Annotated in this window: 21 protein-coding genes; 11 read left to right on the top strand and 10 right to left on the bottom strand. The window is 62.1% G+C overall.

The genetic code is table 11. From position 1 onward, the window contains the following. Positions 1–29: 29 nt before the first annotated feature. Both B5T_RS23760 and B5T_RS16625 read right to left on the bottom strand, forming a co-directional pair. A complete protein-coding gene (locus B5T_RS23760) occupies positions 30–152 on the bottom strand; it encodes a hypothetical protein (RefSeq protein ID WP_014995693.1) in 123 nt (40 codons plus the stop codon). Positions 153–228: 76 nt separating this feature from the next. Continuing rightward, a complete protein-coding gene (locus tag B5T_RS16625; protein WP_014995692.1) occupies positions 229–813 on the bottom strand; it encodes a TetR/AcrR family transcriptional regulator in 585 nt (194 codons plus the stop codon). Positions 814–950: 137 nt separating this feature from the next. Here B5T_RS16625 and B5T_RS16620 point away from each other — a divergent pair, with 137 nt between their 5' ends. Then, positions 951–1,748 (top strand): MipA/OmpV family protein, encoded by a 798-nt coding sequence (locus B5T_RS16620; RefSeq protein ID WP_167321225.1) that lies wholly within the window; start codon positions 951–953, stop codon positions 1,746–1,748. A 21-nt stretch (positions 1,749–1,769) separates the two neighbouring features. Here the strand turns inward: B5T_RS16620 and B5T_RS16615 are convergent, their stop codons facing one another. The 3 genes from B5T_RS16615 to B5T_RS16605 form a co-directional block, all read right to left on the bottom strand. Next, a complete protein-coding gene (locus B5T_RS16615; protein WP_014995690.1) occupies positions 1,770–3,287 on the bottom strand; it encodes a purple acid phosphatase family protein in 1,518 nt (505 codons plus the stop codon). Positions 3,288–3,440: 153 nt separating this feature from the next. Continuing rightward, entirely contained in the window at positions 3,441–4,238 is a 798-nt protein-coding gene (locus tag B5T_RS16610; protein ID WP_014995689.1) for an alpha/beta fold hydrolase, read from the bottom strand. 61 nt (positions 4,239–4,299) lie between these two features. Then, positions 4,300–5,220 carry a LysR family transcriptional regulator gene (locus B5T_RS16605; RefSeq protein ID WP_014995688.1) on the bottom strand — a complete coding sequence of 307 codons (921 nt, stop codon included), beginning with the start codon at positions 5,218–5,220 and terminating at the stop codon, positions 4,300–4,302. 92 nt (positions 5,221–5,312) lie between these two features. Between B5T_RS16605 and B5T_RS16600 the strand changes: the two genes are divergently transcribed. The 3 genes from B5T_RS16600 to B5T_RS16590 all read left to right on the top strand — a co-directional run bounded on the left by B5T_RS16600 (position 5,313) and on the right by B5T_RS16590 (position 7,836). Continuing rightward, positions 5,313–6,107 carry an NAD(P)H-dependent oxidoreductase gene (locus B5T_RS16600; protein ID WP_014995687.1) on the top strand — a complete coding sequence of 265 codons (795 nt, stop codon included), beginning with the start codon at positions 5,313–5,315 and terminating at the stop codon, positions 6,105–6,107. A 99-nt stretch (positions 6,108–6,206) separates the two neighbouring features. Then, on the top strand, positions 6,207–6,539 hold the full coding sequence (locus B5T_RS16595) for a DMT family transporter (RefSeq protein WP_014995686.1): 333 nt from the start codon (positions 6,207–6,209) through the stop codon (positions 6,537–6,539). A gap of 106 nt (positions 6,540–6,645) precedes the next feature. Further along, complete coding sequence (locus B5T_RS16590; RefSeq protein ID WP_014995685.1) at positions 6,646–7,836, top strand: multidrug effflux MFS transporter; 1,191 nt, start codon at positions 6,646–6,648, stop codon at positions 7,834–7,836. Here the strand turns inward: B5T_RS16590 and B5T_RS16585 are convergent. Then, positions 7,833–8,732 carry a LysR family transcriptional regulator gene (locus B5T_RS16585; RefSeq protein ID WP_014995684.1) on the bottom strand — a complete coding sequence of 300 codons (900 nt, stop codon included), beginning with the start codon at positions 8,730–8,732 and terminating at the stop codon, positions 7,833–7,835. The genes B5T_RS16590 and B5T_RS16585 overlap by 4 nt on opposite strands. Positions 8,733–8,849: 117 nt before the next feature. Between B5T_RS16585 and B5T_RS16580 the strand changes: the two genes are divergently transcribed. From B5T_RS16580 to B5T_RS16555, 6 genes are all read left to right on the top strand, one after another. Beyond that, the gene (locus B5T_RS16580) at positions 8,850–10,574 is read left to right on the top strand and encodes an acyl-CoA dehydrogenase family protein (RefSeq protein WP_014995683.1); all 1,725 of its coding nucleotides are present in this window, start codon (positions 8,850–8,852) and stop codon (positions 10,572–10,574) included. A 198-nt stretch (positions 10,575–10,772) separates the two neighbouring features. Next, positions 10,773–11,987, top strand: a complete 1,215-nt coding sequence (gene zigA, locus B5T_RS16575; protein WP_014995682.1) for a zinc metallochaperone GTPase ZigA — start codon at positions 10,773–10,775, stop codon at positions 11,985–11,987. A gap of 56 nt (positions 11,988–12,043) precedes the next feature. Further along, positions 12,044–12,499, top strand: a complete 456-nt coding sequence (locus B5T_RS16570; protein ID WP_014995681.1) for a transcriptional repressor — start codon at positions 12,044–12,046, stop codon at positions 12,497–12,499. Between the two features lie 122 nt (positions 12,500–12,621). Then, entirely contained in the window at positions 12,622–13,668 is a 1,047-nt protein-coding gene (locus B5T_RS16565) for a cyclase family protein (protein ID WP_014995680.1), read from the top strand. A gap of 36 nt (positions 13,669–13,704) precedes the next feature. After that, on the top strand, positions 13,705–14,493 hold the full coding sequence (locus tag B5T_RS16560) for a helix-turn-helix transcriptional regulator (RefSeq protein ID WP_014995679.1): 789 nt from the start codon (positions 13,705–13,707) through the stop codon (positions 14,491–14,493). Positions 14,494–14,579: 86 nt separating this feature from the next. Beyond that, positions 14,580–15,209: a LysE family translocator gene (locus tag B5T_RS16555; RefSeq protein ID WP_202803015.1), complete on the top strand. Its 630-nt coding sequence runs from the start codon at positions 14,580–14,582 to the stop codon at positions 15,207–15,209. Positions 15,210–15,222: 13 nt separating this feature from the next. Here B5T_RS16555 and B5T_RS16550 read toward each other — a convergent pair whose 3' ends face one another. The 4 genes from B5T_RS16550 to egtB all read right to left on the bottom strand — a co-directional run bounded on the left by B5T_RS16550 (position 15,223) and on the right by egtB (position 18,725). Beyond that, a complete protein-coding gene (locus B5T_RS16550; RefSeq protein WP_041717090.1) occupies positions 15,223–15,735 on the bottom strand; it encodes a DUF1289 domain-containing protein in 513 nt (170 codons plus the stop codon). A gap of 74 nt (positions 15,736–15,809) precedes the next feature. After that, on the bottom strand, positions 15,810–16,361 hold the full coding sequence (locus B5T_RS16545) for a thioesterase family protein (protein WP_014995676.1): 552 nt from the start codon (positions 16,359–16,361) through the stop codon (positions 15,810–15,812). 113 nt (positions 16,362–16,474) lie between these two features. Beyond that, on the bottom strand, positions 16,475–17,446 hold the full coding sequence (gene egtD / locus B5T_RS16540) for an L-histidine N(alpha)-methyltransferase (RefSeq protein WP_014995675.1): 972 nt from the start codon (positions 17,444–17,446) through the stop codon (positions 16,475–16,477). Continuing rightward, positions 17,421–18,725 (bottom strand): ergothioneine biosynthesis protein EgtB, encoded by a 1,305-nt coding sequence (gene egtB, locus B5T_RS16535; RefSeq protein ID WP_014995674.1) that lies wholly within the window; start codon positions 18,723–18,725, stop codon positions 17,421–17,423. Before egtB ends, egtD begins: the two co-directional genes overlap by 26 nt. A gap of 135 nt (positions 18,726–18,860) precedes the next feature. Between egtB and B5T_RS16530 the strand changes: the two genes are divergently transcribed. After that, positions 18,861–19,631, top strand: a complete 771-nt coding sequence (locus B5T_RS16530) for a 3-hydroxyacyl-CoA dehydrogenase (RefSeq protein WP_014995673.1) — start codon at positions 18,861–18,863, stop codon at positions 19,629–19,631. Positions 19,632–19,780: the final 149 nt, after the last annotated feature.

The following is a 19,780-nucleotide window of genomic DNA, read 5'->3' as shown; positions in this document are numbered from 1 at the left end:
AACCTGCCCAAGCCATCGCGCGAGTCGCTTCAGCGCTCCTGGCCGGCATAGAACGCATCCACGTGATCGGCCAGTTCGGTGATCGGGTTCGAGGCGGAAAAGTATTTTGAATCGAAATCGTGGAACTCAATCAAGCCGATTCTGGTTTCCACGTCGTATTCGCCCAGCGCCTGGTCCAGATATTCGGCGTTGAATTCGCCCGCTCAACGGCATTTTTCCGCAACGCTCCTAGCTTTTGCGATTTCTCACCAACGGCAGAAAGATCTTGTCCACCCATGCCTCTCGTAGCGCCTCCGGCGGCGGCGAGAAGGTCATCAGGACGTGGTGACGAAACAGAACTCCCAGCAGAGTATCCACCGGAGGGGCAAGGTTCTCCTGCACAATCTCACCACGTTCCACGGCTCTGTCCAGTAGCGTTCTGAGCGTTTCCTTGCCGCCCGCCAACAGGGCGGTACGCAGGTCCTGCGGTGTGGTGGACGTGTCTTGAAAATACTCGCTGGAGAACAGTGTGAAGACGGCGGCGATACCTTTGGCGCGGGTGGAAGCCAGCTCCAGGTATTCCAGCAACTCGGTGCGCAGATCACCACGATCCGCCACGGTCATGGGGTGTTTTGTCATCTGATGCCGGATCGCCGCGATGGCCAGTTCCGCTTTGTCGTTCCAGCGTCGGGCCAGAACCGGCCGGCTGGTGCCGGCTCGATTGGCCACGCCCTCCATGGTTAAACCGCCATATCCGCGTTCGGTCAGTTCCGTCCAGGCCGCTTCCAGCAGAGCGGCCTCGAGATCCGCGCCGCGCCGACGTCCTTTCATCATATGAATCCTTTATTAAGATGCATGAATGTATCTTGACTTGCCGGGAAGTCAATCAATAGGATGCGTCAACGCATCTTAATTGACGGGGCATGAAAATGACAGATGGTTATGGGTTGAGACGCTTGGGCGAGGCGGGTTTGAGATGCTCGCTGGGTATGGTGATGCTCGGTATTTCGGCGTCGGCGACGGCGGATTCGGATCTGGAGGCGGGGCCGTCGGAGGAATGGGAGCTTGGCACGGCGGACTCAGGGCAATCCCGCTCCCGTCATTTGGCTCTGGGCCTGGGGGTCGCGGGGCTGCCCCGATACCAGGGCTCCGATGAGTATGAGGCCGAGCCCGTTCCCCTTATTGACGCACGCTACGGTCGCTTCTTCGCCAGCAGCGGCGAAGGCATTGGTATCACCGCTATCGATACCGACGGTTTCACCGCGGGCGTCAGCGCTAACTGGATGAGAGGTTACCAGGATGACGATGTGCCCAAGGGCATCGACGAGGTGGACAGTGCTCTGGGGGCACGGCTGTTTGTCTCGACGACACTTTGGGGCGCGGTGGCTACCCTGGCAGTCACCCGGGCCATTACCGAAGTGGAACGCGGGTTGCTGGTCAAGGCCGCTCTGGCTTATCCCGTTCACGCCACGGAACGGTTGCTGGTGACCCCGAGCCTGGGCGCGACCTGGGCCAATGAGAAATACATGATCAGTTATTTCGGTATTGATGCCACCGAGTCGGCGGCGTCAGGATTGGCCGCGTATCAGCCGGAGGACGGTTTCAAGGATGCCTCGCTCCGTATCAGCGCCAGCTATCGAATAACGGAGAAAGTCAGCGCCTGGGGGGCCGTCGGGGTAACGCGTCTGCTTGGCGACGCGGCGGACAGCCCTCTGGTCGAGGACGACACGCACGCCATCGGGTTGCTCGGATTCGTCTATAGATTCTGAATCAAGGACGGTGTGGCAAGGCTAGTGCATTTCGTTCATGTCGTGGGTCAGGTTACGTTGCAGAGTGTGCTTGAGCATGGCGTTCAGATCCACGTCCAGTTCGGCCAGTGAGCGTGCCGGCCGTTGTTCCCGGGTCGAGAACGGAGTGATACCTGTGGGTGCCGTGACTCGGGGGGCAAGGGTGAATTCATCAAGCAGTATTTCCTCGCCCTCGGGGTACAGGTTGCCGTCCTCGTCGCTGACCGCGTAGCTGCGTGCGCGGATCCGCCGCTCTTCCACATCCACGACGGTGAAGCCATGGCATACCCTGGAAACGGCGGCCCAGTCGGCGGGATCCTCGATCAGGTCGTAGAGGCTTTGCCCGCCGCCTCCCTGGGTGACCTGTACGTAACCATTATCGGATTGCTTGCCGTAGGCCATCGGATGCGAGCGCTCGAAAACATGGTCGTGGCCCACCAGGACCAGGTCCACGTCGTAGCGCAGCAGAATTTGTTCTTCCACCGCCACCAGGGCAAAGTTGGCGGGGTCGCGGCCTTCGCAGTTGGTCCAGAGGGTGTAGTGCTGGACAAAAACGATGAAGTCGATTTCGCCGTCACGCCGGCGGCGCCAGGCTTCGGCCAGGTCTTTTTCCATTGCCGCCAGTTCCACCAGAAGCTCTGTGGTGGAGGACAAATCGGTCAGCAGTGAACCGCCGGTACTGAAAAAGAAATGTACGCGGTTGTAGTCGAAACCGTAATACATTCCTTTGCCCGGCTGGCTGACGCGGCTGCGGTAGCCCTGCCCGCCGCCGTCCTTGTTTTCGTGGTTGCCGGGGCAGGTCATTACCGGCACCCGGGCAGCGAGGGGCTCGAGCATGTCGAAATAGCGGTCCCATACCGGCTGGTCGCCGTTGGCATAAGAGAGATCGCCGGCGACGATGAAAAAATCCGGCGCCAGGGTTTCCACGTTGCTCAGAACACGCTGGCTGGCGTCCTGCAATCCGTGATCGCCGAAGTGGCAAAAACGAAAGCCATCGGTGCGAGTGGGCGCGAATACCCGTGTTGGGCTCCAGCCGCCGTTGTCCGAGCCCACCCGATAACGTACCGCCTGTCCCGCTTTCAGTCCGGTCAGTGTGGCTACGTGAGTGAGAGCCTCCACACCGTAAGTCTCATGGGCCGCGCCGGTGACCTCAAAAGGAAAGGCGGCGGTGGTGAGTGAGCATGAATCCGCATCCCCGGTGATGGGCCCGTATTGAACCCGGGTGCCGGGATCCGTGGTGCCGTCGGTGAACCAGGTCAGGGTGCGGGTGGTGTGAGGATCATCGGTCCAACTGGCGTGAAGCCCTCGCGGCGGTTGCGCACCGGCGGTTTCCTCGGGAGGGCATTCGGGTTCCTCAGGTGTCTCCGGATCGTCCGGTTGGTTCGGGGAGGGGGCGGGGGAAGGTGGAGTGGAAGGTGGCGCGGAGCCGGAGCCCCCGCCGCCGCAGGCGGTGAGGGTCGACGACGCCATTCCCAACAGAATGGCCCGGACGATAGCGCGACGAGTAAAACGGGAATCCACGGTAGGCACCTTCAACGTTGGGTCGATTGCAGCAATAACGGCAAACCCTAGGAGCCTTTGTTGTCGCTAATGTGACGTTCCCGTTTGGGGATACATAAAAAAACAATAATCCGGAAGGAATAAAAATTGCCGTGCCGGATAAACCCGTCAGGTCTATCCGTTCAGTTTTTTCTGAAAAAACGCCGTGATCGCGTCCAGCACGTCCGCCGGCTTTTCCTTGTGCGGTACATGGCCGCAGTCCGGCACGATCTTCTTCGTCGCCGGCCCGGCGCACAGCGAAGTGATGCGTTCAGGGTGAATCAGCGAGCCGTATTCATCCTGGTCACCATGGATGGCGAGCACCGGACAGCGCACCCGGGGCAGGGTGTCACTGAGCGTCCAGTCCTGGAAGGGCTCGGAAAGCCAGGTGTCGACCCAGGCGCTGAGCACCCATTGCGCTTTGTCGCCGTGGTACTTGCGCAGGCGATCCATTTGTTCTTTTTCGGCGAAGCCGCGGTCGGCGTCACGAATGCCGGCCAGGGTGACATCCTCGACAAAGGTCTGGGCGGATTCCGTGATCAAAGCCTGGCAGCGGTCGGCAAAAACAGCGGCGCAAAACGTGGCCATGCCGCCGCCGACGCTGTGTCCGAACACCACCGCACTTTCCCGTTGCAGCGCCTGGCACAGTTCGGGGAAGGTGTCCTGCGCTTCCTGTCGTACGAAGTCGGGGCCCAGTGTGCCGGGATGGGGATCCGATTGGCCGAAGCCAAGCCGGTCATAGGCGATTACTTCCCGTCCGGTGGCACTGGCAAGCTGTTGTGGGAAGTCACGCCAGAGTGCGACACAACCCAGTGAATCATGGAACAGGATTATCGGCGCCGGCCCGGTGATGTTTTTCGGTATCCAGCGTTTCACGAAAAGGCGCCCCTGGGAGGCGTTGATCCAGGTTTCTTCCACGAAAAGCGAGTGCATGCGGCTTCCTTGATTCAATCGGTTGCGGGCATCCGTCGCGATCATAACAAGGGCGTGTTTTTCATGCCCGCTCCATCCCGGGAATGTCTTTCATCTTCTCAACCAGAAAATCGACCAACAAGCGTACCCGGGCGATGCCGGCGCGTTCCGGCACGATCAGCAGATTGATCGGTACTGGCGGCAACGTATAGTCCGGCAGAATCCGCACAAGGCGGCCCGAGGCCAGCAGGTCATCCACCAGCCAGTGATGGACGGGGCCGAGTCCGCGGCCGGCGGCGAAGGCTTCACGGGCAGCCAGGCCGTGATCGACGCGCAGACGTCCGCCGAACGGCACGGCATGTTGGCGGCCATCCGGTCCTTGCAGGGTCAGGGTATCGCTGCCCGCCACATTGATCATGCGCACGCCCTGATGCCGGGACAGGGCCTCGATGGAGGAGGGTGTACCGTGGAGGGCCAGATATTCCGGTGAGGCCACCAGCAGGCGTTGGGAGCGACCCAGCGGGCGCAGCTTGAGGTTGCTGTCATTGAGCGGACCCAGACGCAGGGCCAGGTCCACGCCTTCGCGGACCAGGTCAATGCGCTCATCGGTGAGATTGAAATCGACGTCGATGTCCGGGTAACGATCCTGGAAGGCGAATACCAGCCGGCTGGCTTGCCGCACGCCAAACGCGGCGGAGCAGGACAAGCGGATGGTGCCGGCTTCGGCGCCACGGGCACTGCGGGCTTCCGCCGCCGCCTGATCCAGCAGGCGCAGAATCTGTACGCATCGGGCGTAATAACGGCGGCCCTCCTCGGTGACGGTAACACGGCGAGTGGTGCGGCTGAGCAGCGGCACCCCCAACGCCTCCTCCAACTCCCGCAGGTGACGGGTCACGGTGGACTGTCCGACGCCCAGTTCCCGTGCCACCGCCGACAGACCACCCCTTTCGACGACGCGGACGAAGCTGCGCAGGCGTTCCAGGCTGATGTTTGATTTATCCATTTTTCGGCTAAATGTTATGTATTGCATTGGTATACCGGATTAACGCCTTCCTGGCTATGGTCCTTTCTCCGAGCAATCAATGGAGAGGATCCATGAAGGTATTATTGGTGTTTGCCCATCCGGAGCCCCGTTCGCTGAATGGCGCCCTGCGTGATGTGGCGGTGAGCGAATTGGAAGCGCAGGGGCATGAGGTGCGAGTCTCGGATCTTCATGCCCAGGGCTGGAAGTCCCAGGTGGATCGCGCTGATTTCCCGGCGTTGCCGGCGCGGTCGCGGCTGAAAGTGCCCGGTGCCTCCAAGGACGCGTTCGTTGCTGATGGTTTGAGCGCGGATGTGGCGATGGAAATTGAGAAACTGCGATGGGCGGATACCTTGATTCTGCAGTTCCCGCTGTGGTGGTTTTCCATGCCGGCGATTTTGAAGGGTTGGGTGGATCGCGTGTTCGCCTATGGTTTCGCCTATGGAGTGGGGGAGCATAGTGATCATCGCTGGGGAGACCGCTATGGCGAGGGCAGCCTGGCGGGAAAGAAAGCCATGCTGATGGTGACCGCCGGTGGTTGGCGGGAGCATTACTCGGCTCGCGGCATCAACGGCCCGATAGGGGATCTGCTGTTCCCGATCCATCACGGCATCCTGTTCTATCCCGGTTATCAGGTGCTGCCGCCGTTCGTGGTGTATCAGGCGGACCGGTTCGGTGAGCGGGACTTTGAGACCGCGGCACAGCGGCTGCGGGAACGGCTGCGCAATCTGGAAACCACCGCACCGATGGCATACCGGCGGCAGAATGCCGGTGATTACACCATCCCCGAATGCGAATTGCGGCCCGGATTGGAGGGCGCCGGTGACAGCGGATTCGCTCTGCACCTGCGCGATGACGGAAAACGGTAACCTGATCAGGGTGTAATTAGCGTAACCGAACGTGCCGAACGTCATCCTGGATGGGTATCATGCTTCCTTCTGGAGTGACGCCCGGCATGGGAGGCGCGCATGAAAAACGGACTGTTCCTGTTGATTGCCATTGTCTCCGAGGTGGCGGCGACGTCGGCGTTGAAAGCCAGTGAAGGCTTCACCCGGCTGTGGCCGTCGCTGGTGGTGGTGTTGGGGTACGGGTTGGCGTTCTACTTCCTGTCGCTGACGTTGCGAGTGATTCCGGTGGGCGTGGCCTACGCCATATGGTCTGGTCTGGGCGTGGTGTTGGTGGCTTTGCTGTCCTGGCTGATCTATGGGCAAAAGCTGGATGCACCGGCGATGTTGGGCATGGCGCTGATCATTAGCGGTGTGGTGGTAATGAATCTGTTCTCCAGTTCCTCGGCTCATTGAGCCGGGCGATCAGACAGCCGAGGTTGAAATTGGCGCTGCTTGTTCTTATTATTTGACTTCGTCAACTACTTGTTGTCCCCGTTCACACCTCAACATCAGGTCTCCTATGTCCCGTCCTTATCCGGTTACCTTGCCTGTCGTATTGGCACTGGCCATGGCGCTGGGGCCTTTATCGGTGGACGCGTATCTGCCGGCGTTTCCCCGCATGGCCGAAGCGTTGGGGGTGGAGATCAGCGAGATCGCCCGCAGCCTGTCGATTTACGTGTTCGGCCTGGCGGTAGGGCAATTGGTGGGCGGGCCGTTGTCCGATGCCATCGGGCGGGCGCGGGTGATGTATCTGGGCTTGGCGATTTTCATGGTCGCCTGCCTTGGTGTCAGCAGTTCGGAATCAGTCTCCGCGCTGCTCGGCTGGCGGGCGCTGCAGGCGTTTGGCGGCGGCTGCGTCGCGGTGCTGGTGCCGGCGTTGGTGCGGGACCGGGTACATGGCGTGGATGCCGCCAAACTGTTCAGTATGATCGGTTTGATCATGGTGGTGGCACCGGGGGTAGCGCCAAGCATCGGCAGCGCCATTCTGGCGGTGGGAAGCTGGCATACCATCTTTCAGTTTCTGTCGGTGTACGCGGTATGTCTGGCGCCACTGACTTACTTTTTCGTGCTGCGGCAGAGTCCACGCAATGGCGGCGGTGCGGCGTCGACCGAATCTCTCTGGCAGCGTTACAAGGCGGTGTTCGCCATCACTCCGGCGTTGCCTTTCCTGTTCCTGCAGGCGTTCGCGTTTTCGGTAATGATGCTGTTCATCACCCATGCGTCCTTTATTTATCAGGAACACTTCGGTCACTCGGAGAGCGTATTCGCGCTGATGTTTGGCGCCAACATCGTGATGATGCTGGTCGCCAACCTCACTAACCGGGTATTGCTGAACCGGTTTTCTTCCCGCCAGATTCTGTGCGGTTTTCTGGTGCTGCAGTTTGTCGGCTGCCTGTTGCTGGCGGTCATGACCGCCATTGAAGCTCCGGTGTGGCTGTTCCTGCCGGCGATGATGCTCACCGTGGGAGCTCAGGGTGGGGTGGTGCCGAACAACCAGGCCTGCTTCATGGAGTACTTCGACCGTCACGGTGGCACCGCCGCGTCGCTGCTGGGCGCCGCTCAATTCGGTATCGCCGGGGCGTTGAGTGCTTTGTCCACGCTGCTGCCGGAAACCCTGTCGTCGGTGATCGCCGCCATGTTCGCTTGCTCGCTGGTGTGCATGGTGATCGTCATGGCGGTGCTCAAACCCTTTTTTAATCCCGCCCGCTAGCTTTTGCCGCTTTCCACATTGGCGGCGATCACCTCGATGACCAGATCCCGGCTCGGATTGGGCTGATCCCGAGGCCAGATGCACAGCGACTGATGATGGGCCGGGGCATCGTCGATCGGCAGGAACACCTCCTGACGGAAGCGCGCTCCGGTCAGCGCCTTGGGCACCAGCGAGACGCCCATGCCGTGGGCCACCAGCGCCATGATGGTCAGCCAGTGCGTCACCTGATGGCGGATCTGCGGCTCCAGCCCGGCCAGGTGGAACTGGGAAATGATGCGATCGTAATAATGGGGTGCCAGATTGCGGCTGAACATGATCAGTGGCTCGCCGGCCAGATCCCGCAGTGTCAGCGAGCGCCGCGAAGCCAGCGGATGGTGCGGAGGCAGGCAGGCCAGGAAAGGGTCATCGGCAATGGGCAGCGAGGCGATACCGTCTGGCAGTGGCATGGCATGGATGAAGGCCAGATCCAGCTGCCTGGCCTGCAGCGCCGCCAGCTGTTCCGCTGAGTTACGTTCGATCAGTTGGACCTCGATGCCGGGATGGGCGTCTTCCAATTGCCTCAGCATCGCCGGCAGCTGGCGAAAAATCATCGCCGGGGTGAATCCCATCCGCACCACGCCGGAGGCGCTGGAAGCGATCCGCTGCACCAGGTTCTGCGAGGCTTCCAGATTTTCCAGCAGCCGCCGGGCTTCGCGCTGAAACACCTCGCCGGCCGGCGTCAGGGCCACGTGCTTACTGCTGCGTTCCAGCAGCTTTACCTCCAGTTCCTCTTCCAACTGACGCAGACTGGCGCTCAGCGGCGGCTGGGAGATGTGCAGACGTTTGGCGGCACGGCCGAAGTGCAGGTCCTCGGCGAGCACCAGGAAGTAGCGTAATTGGCGGAAGGTCAGGGCCATGGTCCGGCTCCCATTAAGAATACTGAAAATGCTATTGATGAATAGAAAAATCGGATTGGAGGTCGGAAAAACCCCTTTATATCATGCGATAAATACTATGAATAAGAGAGGTTTGCCATGGCCAAGGCGATTTATCGCAATATTCCGGACAGCCAGGGGAACAACGCTTACCAACAGGACCCGGATTTCGCCCGTTTGTTGTCGGTGTATCTGCCCGCGGAACTGCGTGATCACCTGGAGCCGGTGTTTCAGGAGCTGGGCGCCCTGACCGGGGACGAACTGGAAAGGCTGGCGCGGGAGGCGGACCGCAATCCTCCGACGCTGCGATTCCGTAATCGGGACGGCAGCGACGCCCAGGTGGTGGAGAAGCATCCCTCCTATCAGCGGCTGGAGTACTACGCTTTTTCCCGCTTCGGCCTGGCCGCCATGTCCCATCGCGGCAATGTTCTGGGCTGGCCGGAAGTGATGCCGCCGTTGGTCAAATATGGACTCACTTATCTGTTCGTGCAGGCGGAGTTCGGCCTGTGCTGTCCGTTGAGCATGACCGATGCGCTGACCCGCACCCTGCGCAAGTTCGGTGACGAGGACCTGATCAATCGGTTCATCGACGATCTCACCTCCCAGGACGAAGATACCCTGTTCCAGGGCGCCATGTTCATGACCGAACAGGACGCCGGCTCCGACGTTGGCGCGATCACCACCGAGGCCCGCTTCGAGGATGGCGCTTGGCGGCTGTACGGTGATAAGTGGTTCTGCTCCAACGCCGACGCGGATCTGGCCATGGTGCTGGCCCGTCCCTCCGGTGGTGACGGCGGCACCAGGGGGCTGACGTTATTCCTGCTGCCCCGCCGGTTGTCCGACGGTAGTCTCAACCGCTATCGCATCATCCGCCTCAAGGACAAACTGGGCACCCGCTCCATGGCCAGCGGCGAAATCGTGCTGGAAGGGGCGGAAGCCTATGTGGTGGGGGAGCCGGGCAACGGCTTCAAGCAGATGACCGACATGATCAACATGTCACGGCTGTCCAATGGCGTGCGTTCCGCCGGCATGATGCGCCGCTCCGTCAATGAGGCCCTGTTCATCGCCCGCAACCGGGTGGCGTTCGGTCGCAAGCTGATTGACCTGCCGCTGCTGAAGCGGCAACTGGTGAAGATGATGGTCACCGCCGAGCAAGGCCGCAGCATGGTGTTCCATACCGCCGAGTGTCTGCGCCGCGCGGACCAGGGTGATGCGGTGGCGGCCAAACTGCTGCGTATCCTCACGCCGTTGATCAAGTTCCGCACCACCCGGGATGCCCGCAAGGTCGCCGCGGATGGCATGGAAGTGCGTGGCGGTTGCGGCTATATCGAAGAGTGGTCCGATGCCCGGGTATTACGCGATGCGCACCTGGGATCGATCTGGGAAGGCACCAGCAACATCGTCGCGCTGGATGTGTTCCGGGCGATCCGGCGGGAACAGACTTTGCCGGTGCTGAGCGAGCATCTTCAACAACTATTGTCGGAAAGCGCCTTGTCCGACAGCGAACGCCAGCGCTTCGAGGCGGTGCTCAAACAAGTGACCGCCGCCGCCGATCAGGTGGCCGGCGACACTACTCTGGAAGCGGACGCGCGCCGCATCGCCAGCGCTCTGTACAACTTCACCTCGGCGGTAGTCCTGGCCTGGGAAGCGGCGCGAATCGGCGATGACCTACGCCGCCTGGCGCTGGCCAAGTTGGTGTTGAGCCATAAACTGCTGCCACGGGATCCGCTCAAGCCGGAGGCCGGCGACGGCGCCTGGCTGGCGGCCCTGCTGGCGGAAACGCCGCTGTTCCGGGATCAGGTGGACGCGGTCTGGGACGATTAGGTATCGCGGCTCACGAGCCGCGATTGGCGTGCCAGCGTGCTGTCCCAAAACTACGGGACAGCACTGGTCCACGGACCACGATTCGCAGGCCAGGTGCCGCCGGTGCCTCTTTATTGCTCCTTTATTCCTTCTTTATTGTTACGTTATAACATGTAAAAATGCGCTCCATTGTTCTGCTTTCAGCCCAAGGAGCCCGCCATGGAGCCAGCCCAACGTTTGCCCGTCACCGTACTGTCCGGTTTTCTCGGTGCCGGTAAGACCACGGTCCTCAACCATATCCTCAATAACCGGCAGAACCGCCGGGTGGCGGTGATCGTCAACGATATGAGCGAGATCAATATCGACGCCGCCCTGGTCAACCAGCAGGTCAGCCTCAACCGCGCCGAGGAAAAGCTGGTGGAGATGAGCAACGGTTGTATCTGCTGTACGTTGCGCGAGGATCTGCTGGTGGAAGTGCAGCGGCTGGCCGGGGAAGGGCGTTTTGATTACCTGGTCATCGAATCCACCGGTATTTCCGAGCCGTTGCCGGTGGCGGAGACCTTTACCTTCGAGGACGAAAGCGGCACCAGCCTGTCCACGGTGGCGCGGCTGGACACCCTGGTAACGGTGGTGGACGGCGCCAATTTCCTGAGTGACTACCGCGAAGCCCGCTCGCTGCAACAGGTGGGGGAAAGCCTGGGAGAGGAGGATCAGCGCAATGTGGCGGATTTGCTGGCCGATCAGATCGAATTCTGTGACGTGCTGCTGGTCAGCAAGACCGATCTGATCGACGAGGACGAACTCAAGCAGGTGGTCGCTTCCCTGCGGGCGCTGAATCCGGAGGCGGAGATCGTGCCGATCCGCCAGGGCCAGGTCGATCTGGACCGGGTGCTGGAGACCGGCCGCTTCGATTTCGAGCGCGCCAGCCAGGCGCCGGGCTGGCTCAAGGAGATGCGCGGCGAGCACACGCCGGAAACCGAGGAGTACGGCATTGCCAGCTTCACCTACAAGGCACGTCGGCCGTTTCACCCCAAGCGCTTTTTCGAGTTTCTCCATCGTGACTGGGAACAGGGCAAACTGTTGCGTTCCAAGGGCTTCTTCTGGCTCGCCTCGCGCCCGCAGTGGGCCGGCAGTTGGAGCCAGGCCGGCGGTATCGCCCACCACGGTCCCGCCGGCTTGTTCTGGAAGGCGGTGCCGCGAAGCCACTGGCCGGAGGATCCGGAGTACCGTGATAATATCCTCGCCAGCTGGGAAGAGCCGTTTGGCGATATGCGTCAGGAACTGGTGTTCATCGGCCAGGATCTGAGTCCGGAGCAGGCCCGCCGCGCGCTTGACGCCTGCCTGCTGGATGATGATGAGCTGCTGGCCGGGCAAGACCACTGGCGCACCCTGGAAGACCCGTTCCCGGACTGGGGTGAGCCGCCGGTGGGGTAAAAGCGGCGGGGGTTGATGTAGAATAAGCGGTTCGCATTCCGCTCTCTGGAGCCCGCATGACGGAAACCGTGGAAAAGCAATTGCGCATCGCCGAGCAGCGCTGCGCTGAACAAGGCCTGCGCCTGACGCCGCAGCGGCGTCAGGTGATGGCGCTGTTGCTGGAACAGGACGGGCCGCGCAGCGCCTATGATCTGCTGGATGCGCTGCAAAACCGGCATCATCCCGGCGCCAAGCCCCCCACCATTTATCGGGCGCTGGACTTTCTGGTGACCGCCGGACTGGCCCACCGCCTGGCGTCCACCAACCGCTACCTCGCCTGCGGTCACTTGGCCTGTGAGCACGGCCATGACGGCACCCTGTTTCTGGTCTGCGACCGTTGCGGCGCGGTGCGTGAGGCGCCGATGGAAGGCCGCTTCAAGCAGGCACTGAACAACAGTCTGGCCCATCAGGATTTCGTCGTCGGCGTGCAGCCGGTGGAAATCCACGGCCAGTGCCGCCAGTGCCAGGACTGATTCCCCTCCCGACCCTCTCCCGTTGAAGCCTCCGCGCGGTGCTTGAAAACGCGCGTGGATGCAGTGGTGCCAACGGTTGTGTTTAGATAAATCCAAATAACACAGCAAATCGGGAGAGACGTATGAAAACAACAATGTCAGGTCTTGGTTCGGGATGGCGCTGTTTGCTAGCCGGCTGTCTGTTGGCTTCGGCCGCGCCGCTGCTGGCGGAAACCGCCATGGAAAGATTGCAAAAGGATGCCCCCAGCAACTGGAGTAAATGGGGCGAGGAGGATCAGGTCGGGGCGCTCAACTATCTCTCGGAAGAGTCCGTACTCACCGGTCTGAAAGCGGTCAGCAAAGGCCGCACCTTTACGTTGCAGATTCCGATGACTTCGGGGAGTGGGCCGGTCTTCCCCGGGCGTATTCCAACCCAGCATTTCATGGCCCAGGACGCCAGTGTCTACTCCGCCGGCAAGGCCGAGGCGCTGGCTGGCGGTGTCAAATTCTCCGATGACGCGGCCTTCATGTATCTGCAGGGCACCACTCACGTGGACAGTCTTGCCCATGCCTGGTACGGAGATCAGGTCTACGGCGGCAAGAGCGATCAAACCACGGTGCACGGCCATTCCCACGCCGATGTGGCGGCGTTGGGAGAAAAGGGTATTGTCGGCCGGGCGGTGTTGCTGGATGTAGGGCGGTATCAGAACAAGAACGCACCCTATCGATTGGCGCCCGACACCTGTATCAGCCTGCGGGACCTGCAGGACACCGCCAAGGCGCAGAAGGTGAAAATCAACAAGAGCGACATTCTGGTGATCCGCACCGGTTCCATCGCCCGCTTCTGGGAAGAAGAGCCCGATGCCGAGTGGGACGCCAATACCGAGCCGGGTCTGTGTTACAGCACGGAGTTGGTGAACTGGGTGGATCAGATGGAAATCCCGATGATTGCCGCCGACAATCTGGCCATCGAAAAAGTAGTCCAGGAAATTGATGGCGAGACCGTGATCATTCCCCTACACGGTGCGTTCATCCGCGACCTGGGGGTGGTGCTCTCGGAGATCTATTGGCTTGATGATCTGGCGGCGGACAGCGCCGAGGACGGCAAGTACGACTTCCTGCTGGTGGCGGCGCCGCTGAAGATGGAAGGCGGCACCGGCGCGCCGGTGAACCCGGTGGCGATCAAATAGCGTAAACTGGGGCTCCAAGCCGAGAACGGAGCCCCCATGCCCCCCGCTCAATTCTGGCGTGACCCGGCGCTGCCGTTCGTGGAGAGCCGCCGGGCCTGTCGCAGTCGCGCCTGCTACCGCGCCCACAGCCATCGCACCTGGTCCATCGGGGTGGTGGATGGCGGACGCAGCCGCTTCACCAGCCTGGGGGTCAGCCGCGTTCTGTTGCCCGGCACCTTGATCAGTATTCCCGATGAACAGGTGCACGCCTGCAATCCGGCCGCAGGCGGAGACTGGAGTTACCAGATGCTCTATCTGGATCCTCGCTGGCTCGGACAGATACTGGGGGAGATCCCACCGCGACGGGTGGAAGTGGGCCGGGACCCGGTGGCCTACGCCGCTTTCTGCAAGCTCAATCGATGTCTGTTCTCGGCGGCCTCGCCGGCGCTCAAGGAGCGTCACCTGACCGGCTTCCTGCGCGCTCAATGGTGGCGCGGCGAACCTCTGGAAGGGGAGCAAACCGGCGAACCCGGAGAGCTGGAGGCCGCGCGCCGGGCATTGCGTGACGCCGACCAGACGATTCCGCTGGACGATCTGGCCGCTGCCAACGGCCTCAGCCGCTATCAACTGATCCGCCGCTTTCGCCGCCATCTGGGCCTCACTCCCCACGCCTATGGGCTGGACCAGCGCATAGACCGTGCCCGGGCCTTGTTGCGGGCCGGGCTGGCGCCAGCGGATGTGGCACAGACATTGGGGTTTACCGACCAGAGCCATTTTCAGCGGGCGTTCAAGGAACGGGTGGCGGCGACACCGGGGCAATACCGACGGGTGGCCGTGGACGGCTGACCGCCGGCTCTCCTCGCAATTTTCTACAATCCCATCCATTCCCGCGCCGCTAGCATGCCCCTCCCTGTCTGTCGGGAGGCAATGCTTTGGAGCAGTTTCTTATGGTGGCCGGCGCCCATTTCCTGGCGTTGCTCAGCCCCGGTCCGGATTTCTTTTTGATTCTGCGTAGTGCCTTGGTGGAGGGCTGGCGCAGTGCCGCCGGTGTGTGCCTGGGAGTGGCCCTGGCCAACGGCGTCTTCATCGCCCTGGCGCTGGCCGGTTTCTCGGTTCTGAGGCCGGGAAGCCCTCTGTTCATGGTGGTGCTGTGGGCCGGATCCGGTTACCTGTTTTACCTCGGCGTTCGCCTTATCCGCTCGGCCGCGCCCCTGAGTCTGCCGGCGGCGCCGCTGCCCGTGGCCGGTACCGGTGGCCGCCTGCGCGGCTTGGGCATGGGCTTCGCTTCGGCCATTCTCAACCCCAAGAACGCCTTGTTCTACGCCAGCCTGTTTTCACTTCTGGCAGCGAATGGCAGTGCGTTAACGATCCAATTGGGCTATGCACTGTGGATGGTGACCGTGGTGCTGGGCTGGGACTTGCTGGTGGCGTGGCTGGCGGCTCAGCCACGCTGGATGAGCGTGTTCGGGCGCCGGCTGGCCTGGGTGGAACGGGGCGCCGGCGCGGCCTTGATTCTGCTGGCCGCGGCGGTGGCGTGGGAGGGTCTGGGCGGCGTGCGGTGACGGGCGCCGGGATTCAGTCGCTACTGCCCACCAGCCCTTTTTCCTGGGCGGCGCGCAGGATCAGGTCGCCGGTGCTCCGCACCGGGCGGGCGAAGGAGCGGTCATAATGGGCCTGGTTGAGGGCGTGGCATTCACGGCTGATCACGTCGTAAAGCTCCCGTGGCGTGAGGCCATCGGCGGTGGGCAACGGTTGCAGCCCGTAATCCTCATATCGGAGCGGCTGTCGACCGGCGGCCTTGAGCAGCTCAGGGACCCAGCCTTCCGGTGACATTTGCCGCTGGTAGCGCAGATTCTGGTAGTCCAGTTGCGCCGCCAGCCGCTCACCGTCCAAGACCTGGAAGTAGTTGCGCACCACCAGCGTGAGCAACTGGTCCAGACGACGCCAGACGATACGTTTTTCATCCTCGCTGTAGGCGTTCCAGTCCACCACCTCATGACTGAAGCGGCGGCAGCCGCGGCATACGGTGTCGCCGAAGACGGTGGAACAAACGCCAATACAGGGGGTACGGATGCGGGAAGTGCTCATGGCCACAGTGTACTCAATCCGCCGCGGTCGGGGCAGGGGCAAAGGGCGCCTTTTACGAATTCCGGGAGGTGTGTTTAACGGGAGCCGAGCGCCAGCGATCCGTCGTCCTGCTCGGTCAGGCGGCGCTTGCTTTGCAGCAGGTTTTTCCAGTCCTGGACATAGTCCGGCAGCACCGGTGAGCGCCGGTTCAGGCCAGTCATTTCCTGGAACGCCTGGGGGCTGATGGGCTTGCCGCCATACAGGTGCGCCAGACGCAGCAGGGCATGGGTATGCAGTTTGCGCTGCGATTCGAAACGTTGATCGTAGTAGGTGTACTTGTCATCCCAGCCGAGGATGCGGGTGTGCACCTGGAAGCGCTGGTAAGGCCGCAGCTCGCGAATATAGGCGATCTCGGTGTTGGCGACGATGGTGTGGGTGCGCGCCTTGATCATGCGATCGAGCAGGCCGGTGACCACGCCATGTTCCAGGCGACAGCGGTCCATGATCTTGACGTATTTGCCGTTGTTCAGATGCAGGTTGATGTCGATGTCCAGCAAGCCGACACGGAAATTCTGGCTGACCACGTCGAACAGTTCATGGGTCGGTGGCCGGCGGCGGCGGCGGGCGGCGCTGATCAACTCAAGCATGGGTGCATTCCAGAAAAGTCATGACCCCAGTATAGCCAGCTTGGCGCGCCACTGTGGAGCCCGTTCATAATCTTTAAGCCCTGCCCGGCCGAAGCGCCGGAAAGCCGTTGAGCTCATGCGGCGCGGGCCAGATGCACACTGAACAGGGCCTCGTCGTCGAGCCAGCAGGACAGCGGCTGGAAGCCGGCGGTGACCAGCTCGCGGCTGAAGTCCTCCACGGAAAACTTGTAGGAGTTCTCGGTGTGGACCCGGGTGCCGGCGCTCAGGGTCAGGGATTCGCCGGCGATTTGCACATGCTGGTCCCGGTGGCAGTGCAGGTGCATTTCCACACGCTGCTGTTCTTCATTGTAGAAGGCCTGATGTTCGAAGGCGTCGAGATCGAAGCCGCAGTCCAGACGGCGGTTGAGATGGGCGAGGATGTTGAGATTGAAGGCGGCGGTATGGCCGGCGCTGTCGTTGTAGGCCTGGTGCAGCCGAGCCGGATTCTTTTGCAGGTCGGCGCCGATCAGCAGGAAGCCGTCATCGCCGGCCAGCTGTCGCAGGTCGGTGAGAAAGGTGCGGCGGGCCACGGGTTCGAAATTGCCGATGGTGGAACCGGGGAAGAACACCAGCCGGGGCAACTCCTGGTGACCGGTGGGCACGGTGAGGGCCTGGGAATAGTCGGCGCAAACCGCCTGGAACTGGACTTGCGGGTACTGAGGCGCCAGCTGCCGGGTGGCATCGAGAAGGCATTCACGGGAAATTTCCAGCGGCATGTAACCGCGCGGCTGCCACTGATCCAGCAGGATCCGCGCCTTCTCGCAGCCTCCGGCGCCCGGCTCCACGATCGTCAGTTCGGTATTCAGGGTGCGGGCCATGGCCTGGGCGTGCTCGCGCAGCAGACCGGTCTCGGTACGGGTGGGGTAATACTCCGGCGTCCGGGTGATGGCGTCGAACAGGGCGGAGCCCTGCTCGTCATAGAAATATTTCGGATCCAGATGCGGGGTCGCCGCGCTGAGCGACGACAGTACCTCTCGGGCGGCGTCCGCGGTCGGTGGATACAAATCCAGAAAGGTCAGATTAGGGAGCAGTTGCCGGGGTTGCATCGCACGCCTCCATGCTTTGGGCCAGCCGCACGCCGCTGAACTGCCAGCGCAAATGAGGATAGAAAAAGTTACGGTAACTGGCACGCAAATGATCGCGGCTGCTGGCACAGGAACCGCCCCGCAGGACCATCTGATTGCACATGAATTTGCCGTTGTACTCGCCCACCGCCCCGGACGCCGGTTGAAAGCCGGGGTAGGGCAGATAGGCGCTGGCGGTCCACTCCCAAACGTCGCCGAACAGCTGCCGTGGTCCCTCTCCGGGAGTGGCGATGGCGGGGTGATAGCGGCGGTTTTCCACGAAACCGCCAGTCACTGGCCGGGACGCCGCCGCGTGTTCCCATTCCACTTCCGTGGGGAGCCGCTTGCCGCACCAGCGGGCGAAGGCGTCCGCCTCGTAGTAATTCAGATGAGTGACCGGTTCCGCCAGATTCAAAGGGCACCGGCCGGCCAGGGTGTAGTGCTCGGCCAGACCGTCGTTCAGAAACCAATACAGTGGCGCTTTTACCTGCTGCTGGCTGCGCCAGGCCCAGCCGTCGGAGAGCCACAGCTCCGGCCGCTGGTAACCGTCGTCCTCGATGAACGCCAGGTATTCACCGCAGGTGGCCGGGCGGCTGGCGAGAGCGAAGGGCTCCAGCCATTGCCGGTGGCGCGGGGTTTCGTTGTCGAAATAAAACGACCCCGGTGACGAAGAGGCGTCGCCGGCGCCGATCGTCACCAGCCCGCCGGCATACTCCAGCCAGCTTAGCGCGGGCGCGCCGCCAGCCTGGTCCTCGTGGGGCTGATATTGAGGGTACAGCGGATTATGAGAGAAATTGAATTTGAGGTCGGTGAGCAGCAACTCCTGATGTTGTTGCTCGTGCTCGATACCCAGCCTCACCAGGGCAGCCAGTTCCGGGGTGACGGAGCGGCTCAGCAAGTCCGCCAGGGCCTCGTCCACCTGCCGGCGCCAGGCCAGCACGGTGGCGGTGTCCGGACGTGACAGCAAATGCCGTTGCGGTCGCGGATATTGTTCGCCGACGCCGTTGTAATAACTGTTGAACAGGTATTCGAAACGGGGATCGAGGGGGCGGTAACCGGGAACATGGGGCTTGAGAATGAACGTCTCGAAAAACCAGGTGGTGTGCGCCAGGTGCCAGCGCGGCGGGCTGACCTCCGGACAGGCCTGCAGGCCCATATCCTCCGGCGTCAAAGGCGCGCACAGCGTTTCGCTGAAAGCACGATTGGCCAACAGCGTTGCGGCCAGGTAGTCCTCCCGGAGCCTGGCTTGGGGATAGCTCATAGGCGCTGCCCTCGTATGGCGAGCGGGTGAAATGAACCGACCCGTACAAGAATGCGTATGTTGACCCGCGGACGCAAGACTGCGGCCCCGTCCCGAGCTGGGTATACTCCCTGTTTCTGAAATCGAGGAGGATGTATGGATATCAAAAACAAAGTGGCGGTGGTGACCGGTGGCGCGTCCGGCCTGGGCCGGGCCACGGTGGAAGCGCTGGCCGCGCGTGGTGCCAAGGTGATGATTCTGGACCGTGACGCCCAGCGGGGAGAGGAAGCCGCCGCCGCCATCGGTGCGTCCGTGGCCTTCACGCAGACCGATGTCACCGATGAAGCCTCGGTGCAGGCGGCCATCGATGCCACCCGGGATGCCTTCGGCGCGATTCATCTCTGCGTCAACTGCGCTGGTGTCGGCTCCGCCATGAAAACCGTGGGACGGGACAACAAGCCTCACGATCTGGGTGTGTTCAACACCGTGGTGCAGATCAATCTGATCGGTACTTTCAATGTGACTCGTCTGGCCGCCGCGGTGATGGCGGAAAACGAGCCGGGTGAGGACAACGAACGGGGACTGATCGTCAACACCGCATCCGTGGCTGCCTTTGATGGCCAGGTGGGGCAGGTGGCTTATTCCGCCACCAAGGGCGCGGTGGTCGGCATGACCCTGCCCATCGCCCGTGATCTGGCGTCCCTGGGCATCCGCTGCAACACCATCGCGCCGGGCATTTTCAATACGCCGCTGATGAACGCCGCGCCGGACAAGGTAAAAATGCCGCTGATCGAAATGACCCAGTTCCCGAAACGCCTGGGTCACCCGGAAGAATACGCGGCCATGGTCTGTCATATGGTGGAGAACCGCTTCCTCAACGGCGAAACCATCCGTCTGGATGGCGGCATCCGCATGCAGCCTCGGTAAAGGAGCGCAGCAAGCACGCGGCACGCCTGCACGCTTGCACGCAGAAGGAGGCGGCCTGGCTGGCCGCACTCTTGATCCGGAAAAGCATTGACAGGAGAGGTTGGTCTGGCAGTGTTTTTGTCAGCGTGTCAGCGTGTCAGCGTGTCAGC

Source organism: Alloalcanivorax dieselolei B5, from assembly GCF_000300005.1.
Taxonomy (GTDB): domain Bacteria; phylum Pseudomonadota; class Gammaproteobacteria; order Pseudomonadales; family Alcanivoracaceae; genus Alloalcanivorax; species Alloalcanivorax dieselolei.
This window is presented reverse-complemented; position numbering and strand designations above follow the sequence as displayed.

Excerpts from the sequence above, each read along its gene's own strand:
- B5T_RS16560 (WP_014995679.1), top strand. The coding sequence starts at position 13,705 with ATGCCCCCCGCTCAATTCTGGCGTGACCCGGCGCTGCCGTTCGTGGAG.
- egtD (WP_014995675.1), bottom strand. The coding sequence starts at position 17,446 with ATGCAACCCCGGCAACTGCTCCCTAATCTGACCTTTCTGGATTTGTAT.
- B5T_RS16600 (WP_014995687.1), top strand. The coding sequence starts at position 5,313 with ATGAAGGTATTATTGGTGTTTGCCCATCCGGAGCCCCGTTCGCTGAAT.
- B5T_RS16605 (WP_014995688.1), bottom strand. The coding sequence starts at position 5,220 with ATGGATAAATCAAACATCAGCCTGGAACGCCTGCGCAGCTTCGTCCGC.
- B5T_RS16610 (WP_014995689.1), bottom strand. The coding sequence starts at position 4,238 with ATGCACTCGCTTTTCGTGGAAGAAACCTGGATCAACGCCTCCCAGGGG.
- B5T_RS16545 (WP_014995676.1), bottom strand. The coding sequence starts at position 16,361 with ATGCTTGAGTTGATCAGCGCCGCCCGCCGCCGCCGCCGGCCACCGACC.
- zigA (WP_014995682.1), top strand. The coding sequence starts at position 10,773 with ATGGAGCCAGCCCAACGTTTGCCCGTCACCGTACTGTCCGGTTTTCTC.
- B5T_RS16590 (WP_014995685.1), top strand. The coding sequence starts at position 6,646 with ATGTCCCGTCCTTATCCGGTTACCTTGCCTGTCGTATTGGCACTGGCC.
- B5T_RS16595 (WP_014995686.1), top strand. The coding sequence starts at position 6,207 with ATGAAAAACGGACTGTTCCTGTTGATTGCCATTGTCTCCGAGGTGGCG.
- B5T_RS16530 (WP_014995673.1), top strand. The coding sequence starts at position 18,861 with ATGGATATCAAAAACAAAGTGGCGGTGGTGACCGGTGGCGCGTCCGGC.
- B5T_RS16570 (WP_014995681.1), top strand. The coding sequence starts at position 12,044 with ATGACGGAAACCGTGGAAAAGCAATTGCGCATCGCCGAGCAGCGCTGC.
- egtB (WP_014995674.1), bottom strand. The coding sequence starts at position 18,725 with ATGAGCTATCCCCAAGCCAGGCTCCGGGAGGACTACCTGGCCGCAACG.
- B5T_RS16580 (WP_014995683.1), top strand. The coding sequence starts at position 8,850 with ATGGCCAAGGCGATTTATCGCAATATTCCGGACAGCCAGGGGAACAAC.
- B5T_RS16550 (WP_041717090.1), bottom strand. The coding sequence starts at position 15,735 with ATGAGCACTTCCCGCATCCGTACCCCCTGTATTGGCGTTTGTTCCACC.
- B5T_RS16625 (WP_014995692.1), bottom strand. The coding sequence starts at position 813 with ATGATGAAAGGACGTCGGCGCGGCGCGGATCTCGAGGCCGCTCTGCTG.
- B5T_RS16565 (WP_014995680.1), top strand. The coding sequence starts at position 12,622 with ATGAAAACAACAATGTCAGGTCTTGGTTCGGGATGGCGCTGTTTGCTA.
- B5T_RS16585 (WP_014995684.1), bottom strand. The coding sequence starts at position 8,732 with ATGGCCCTGACCTTCCGCCAATTACGCTACTTCCTGGTGCTCGCCGAG.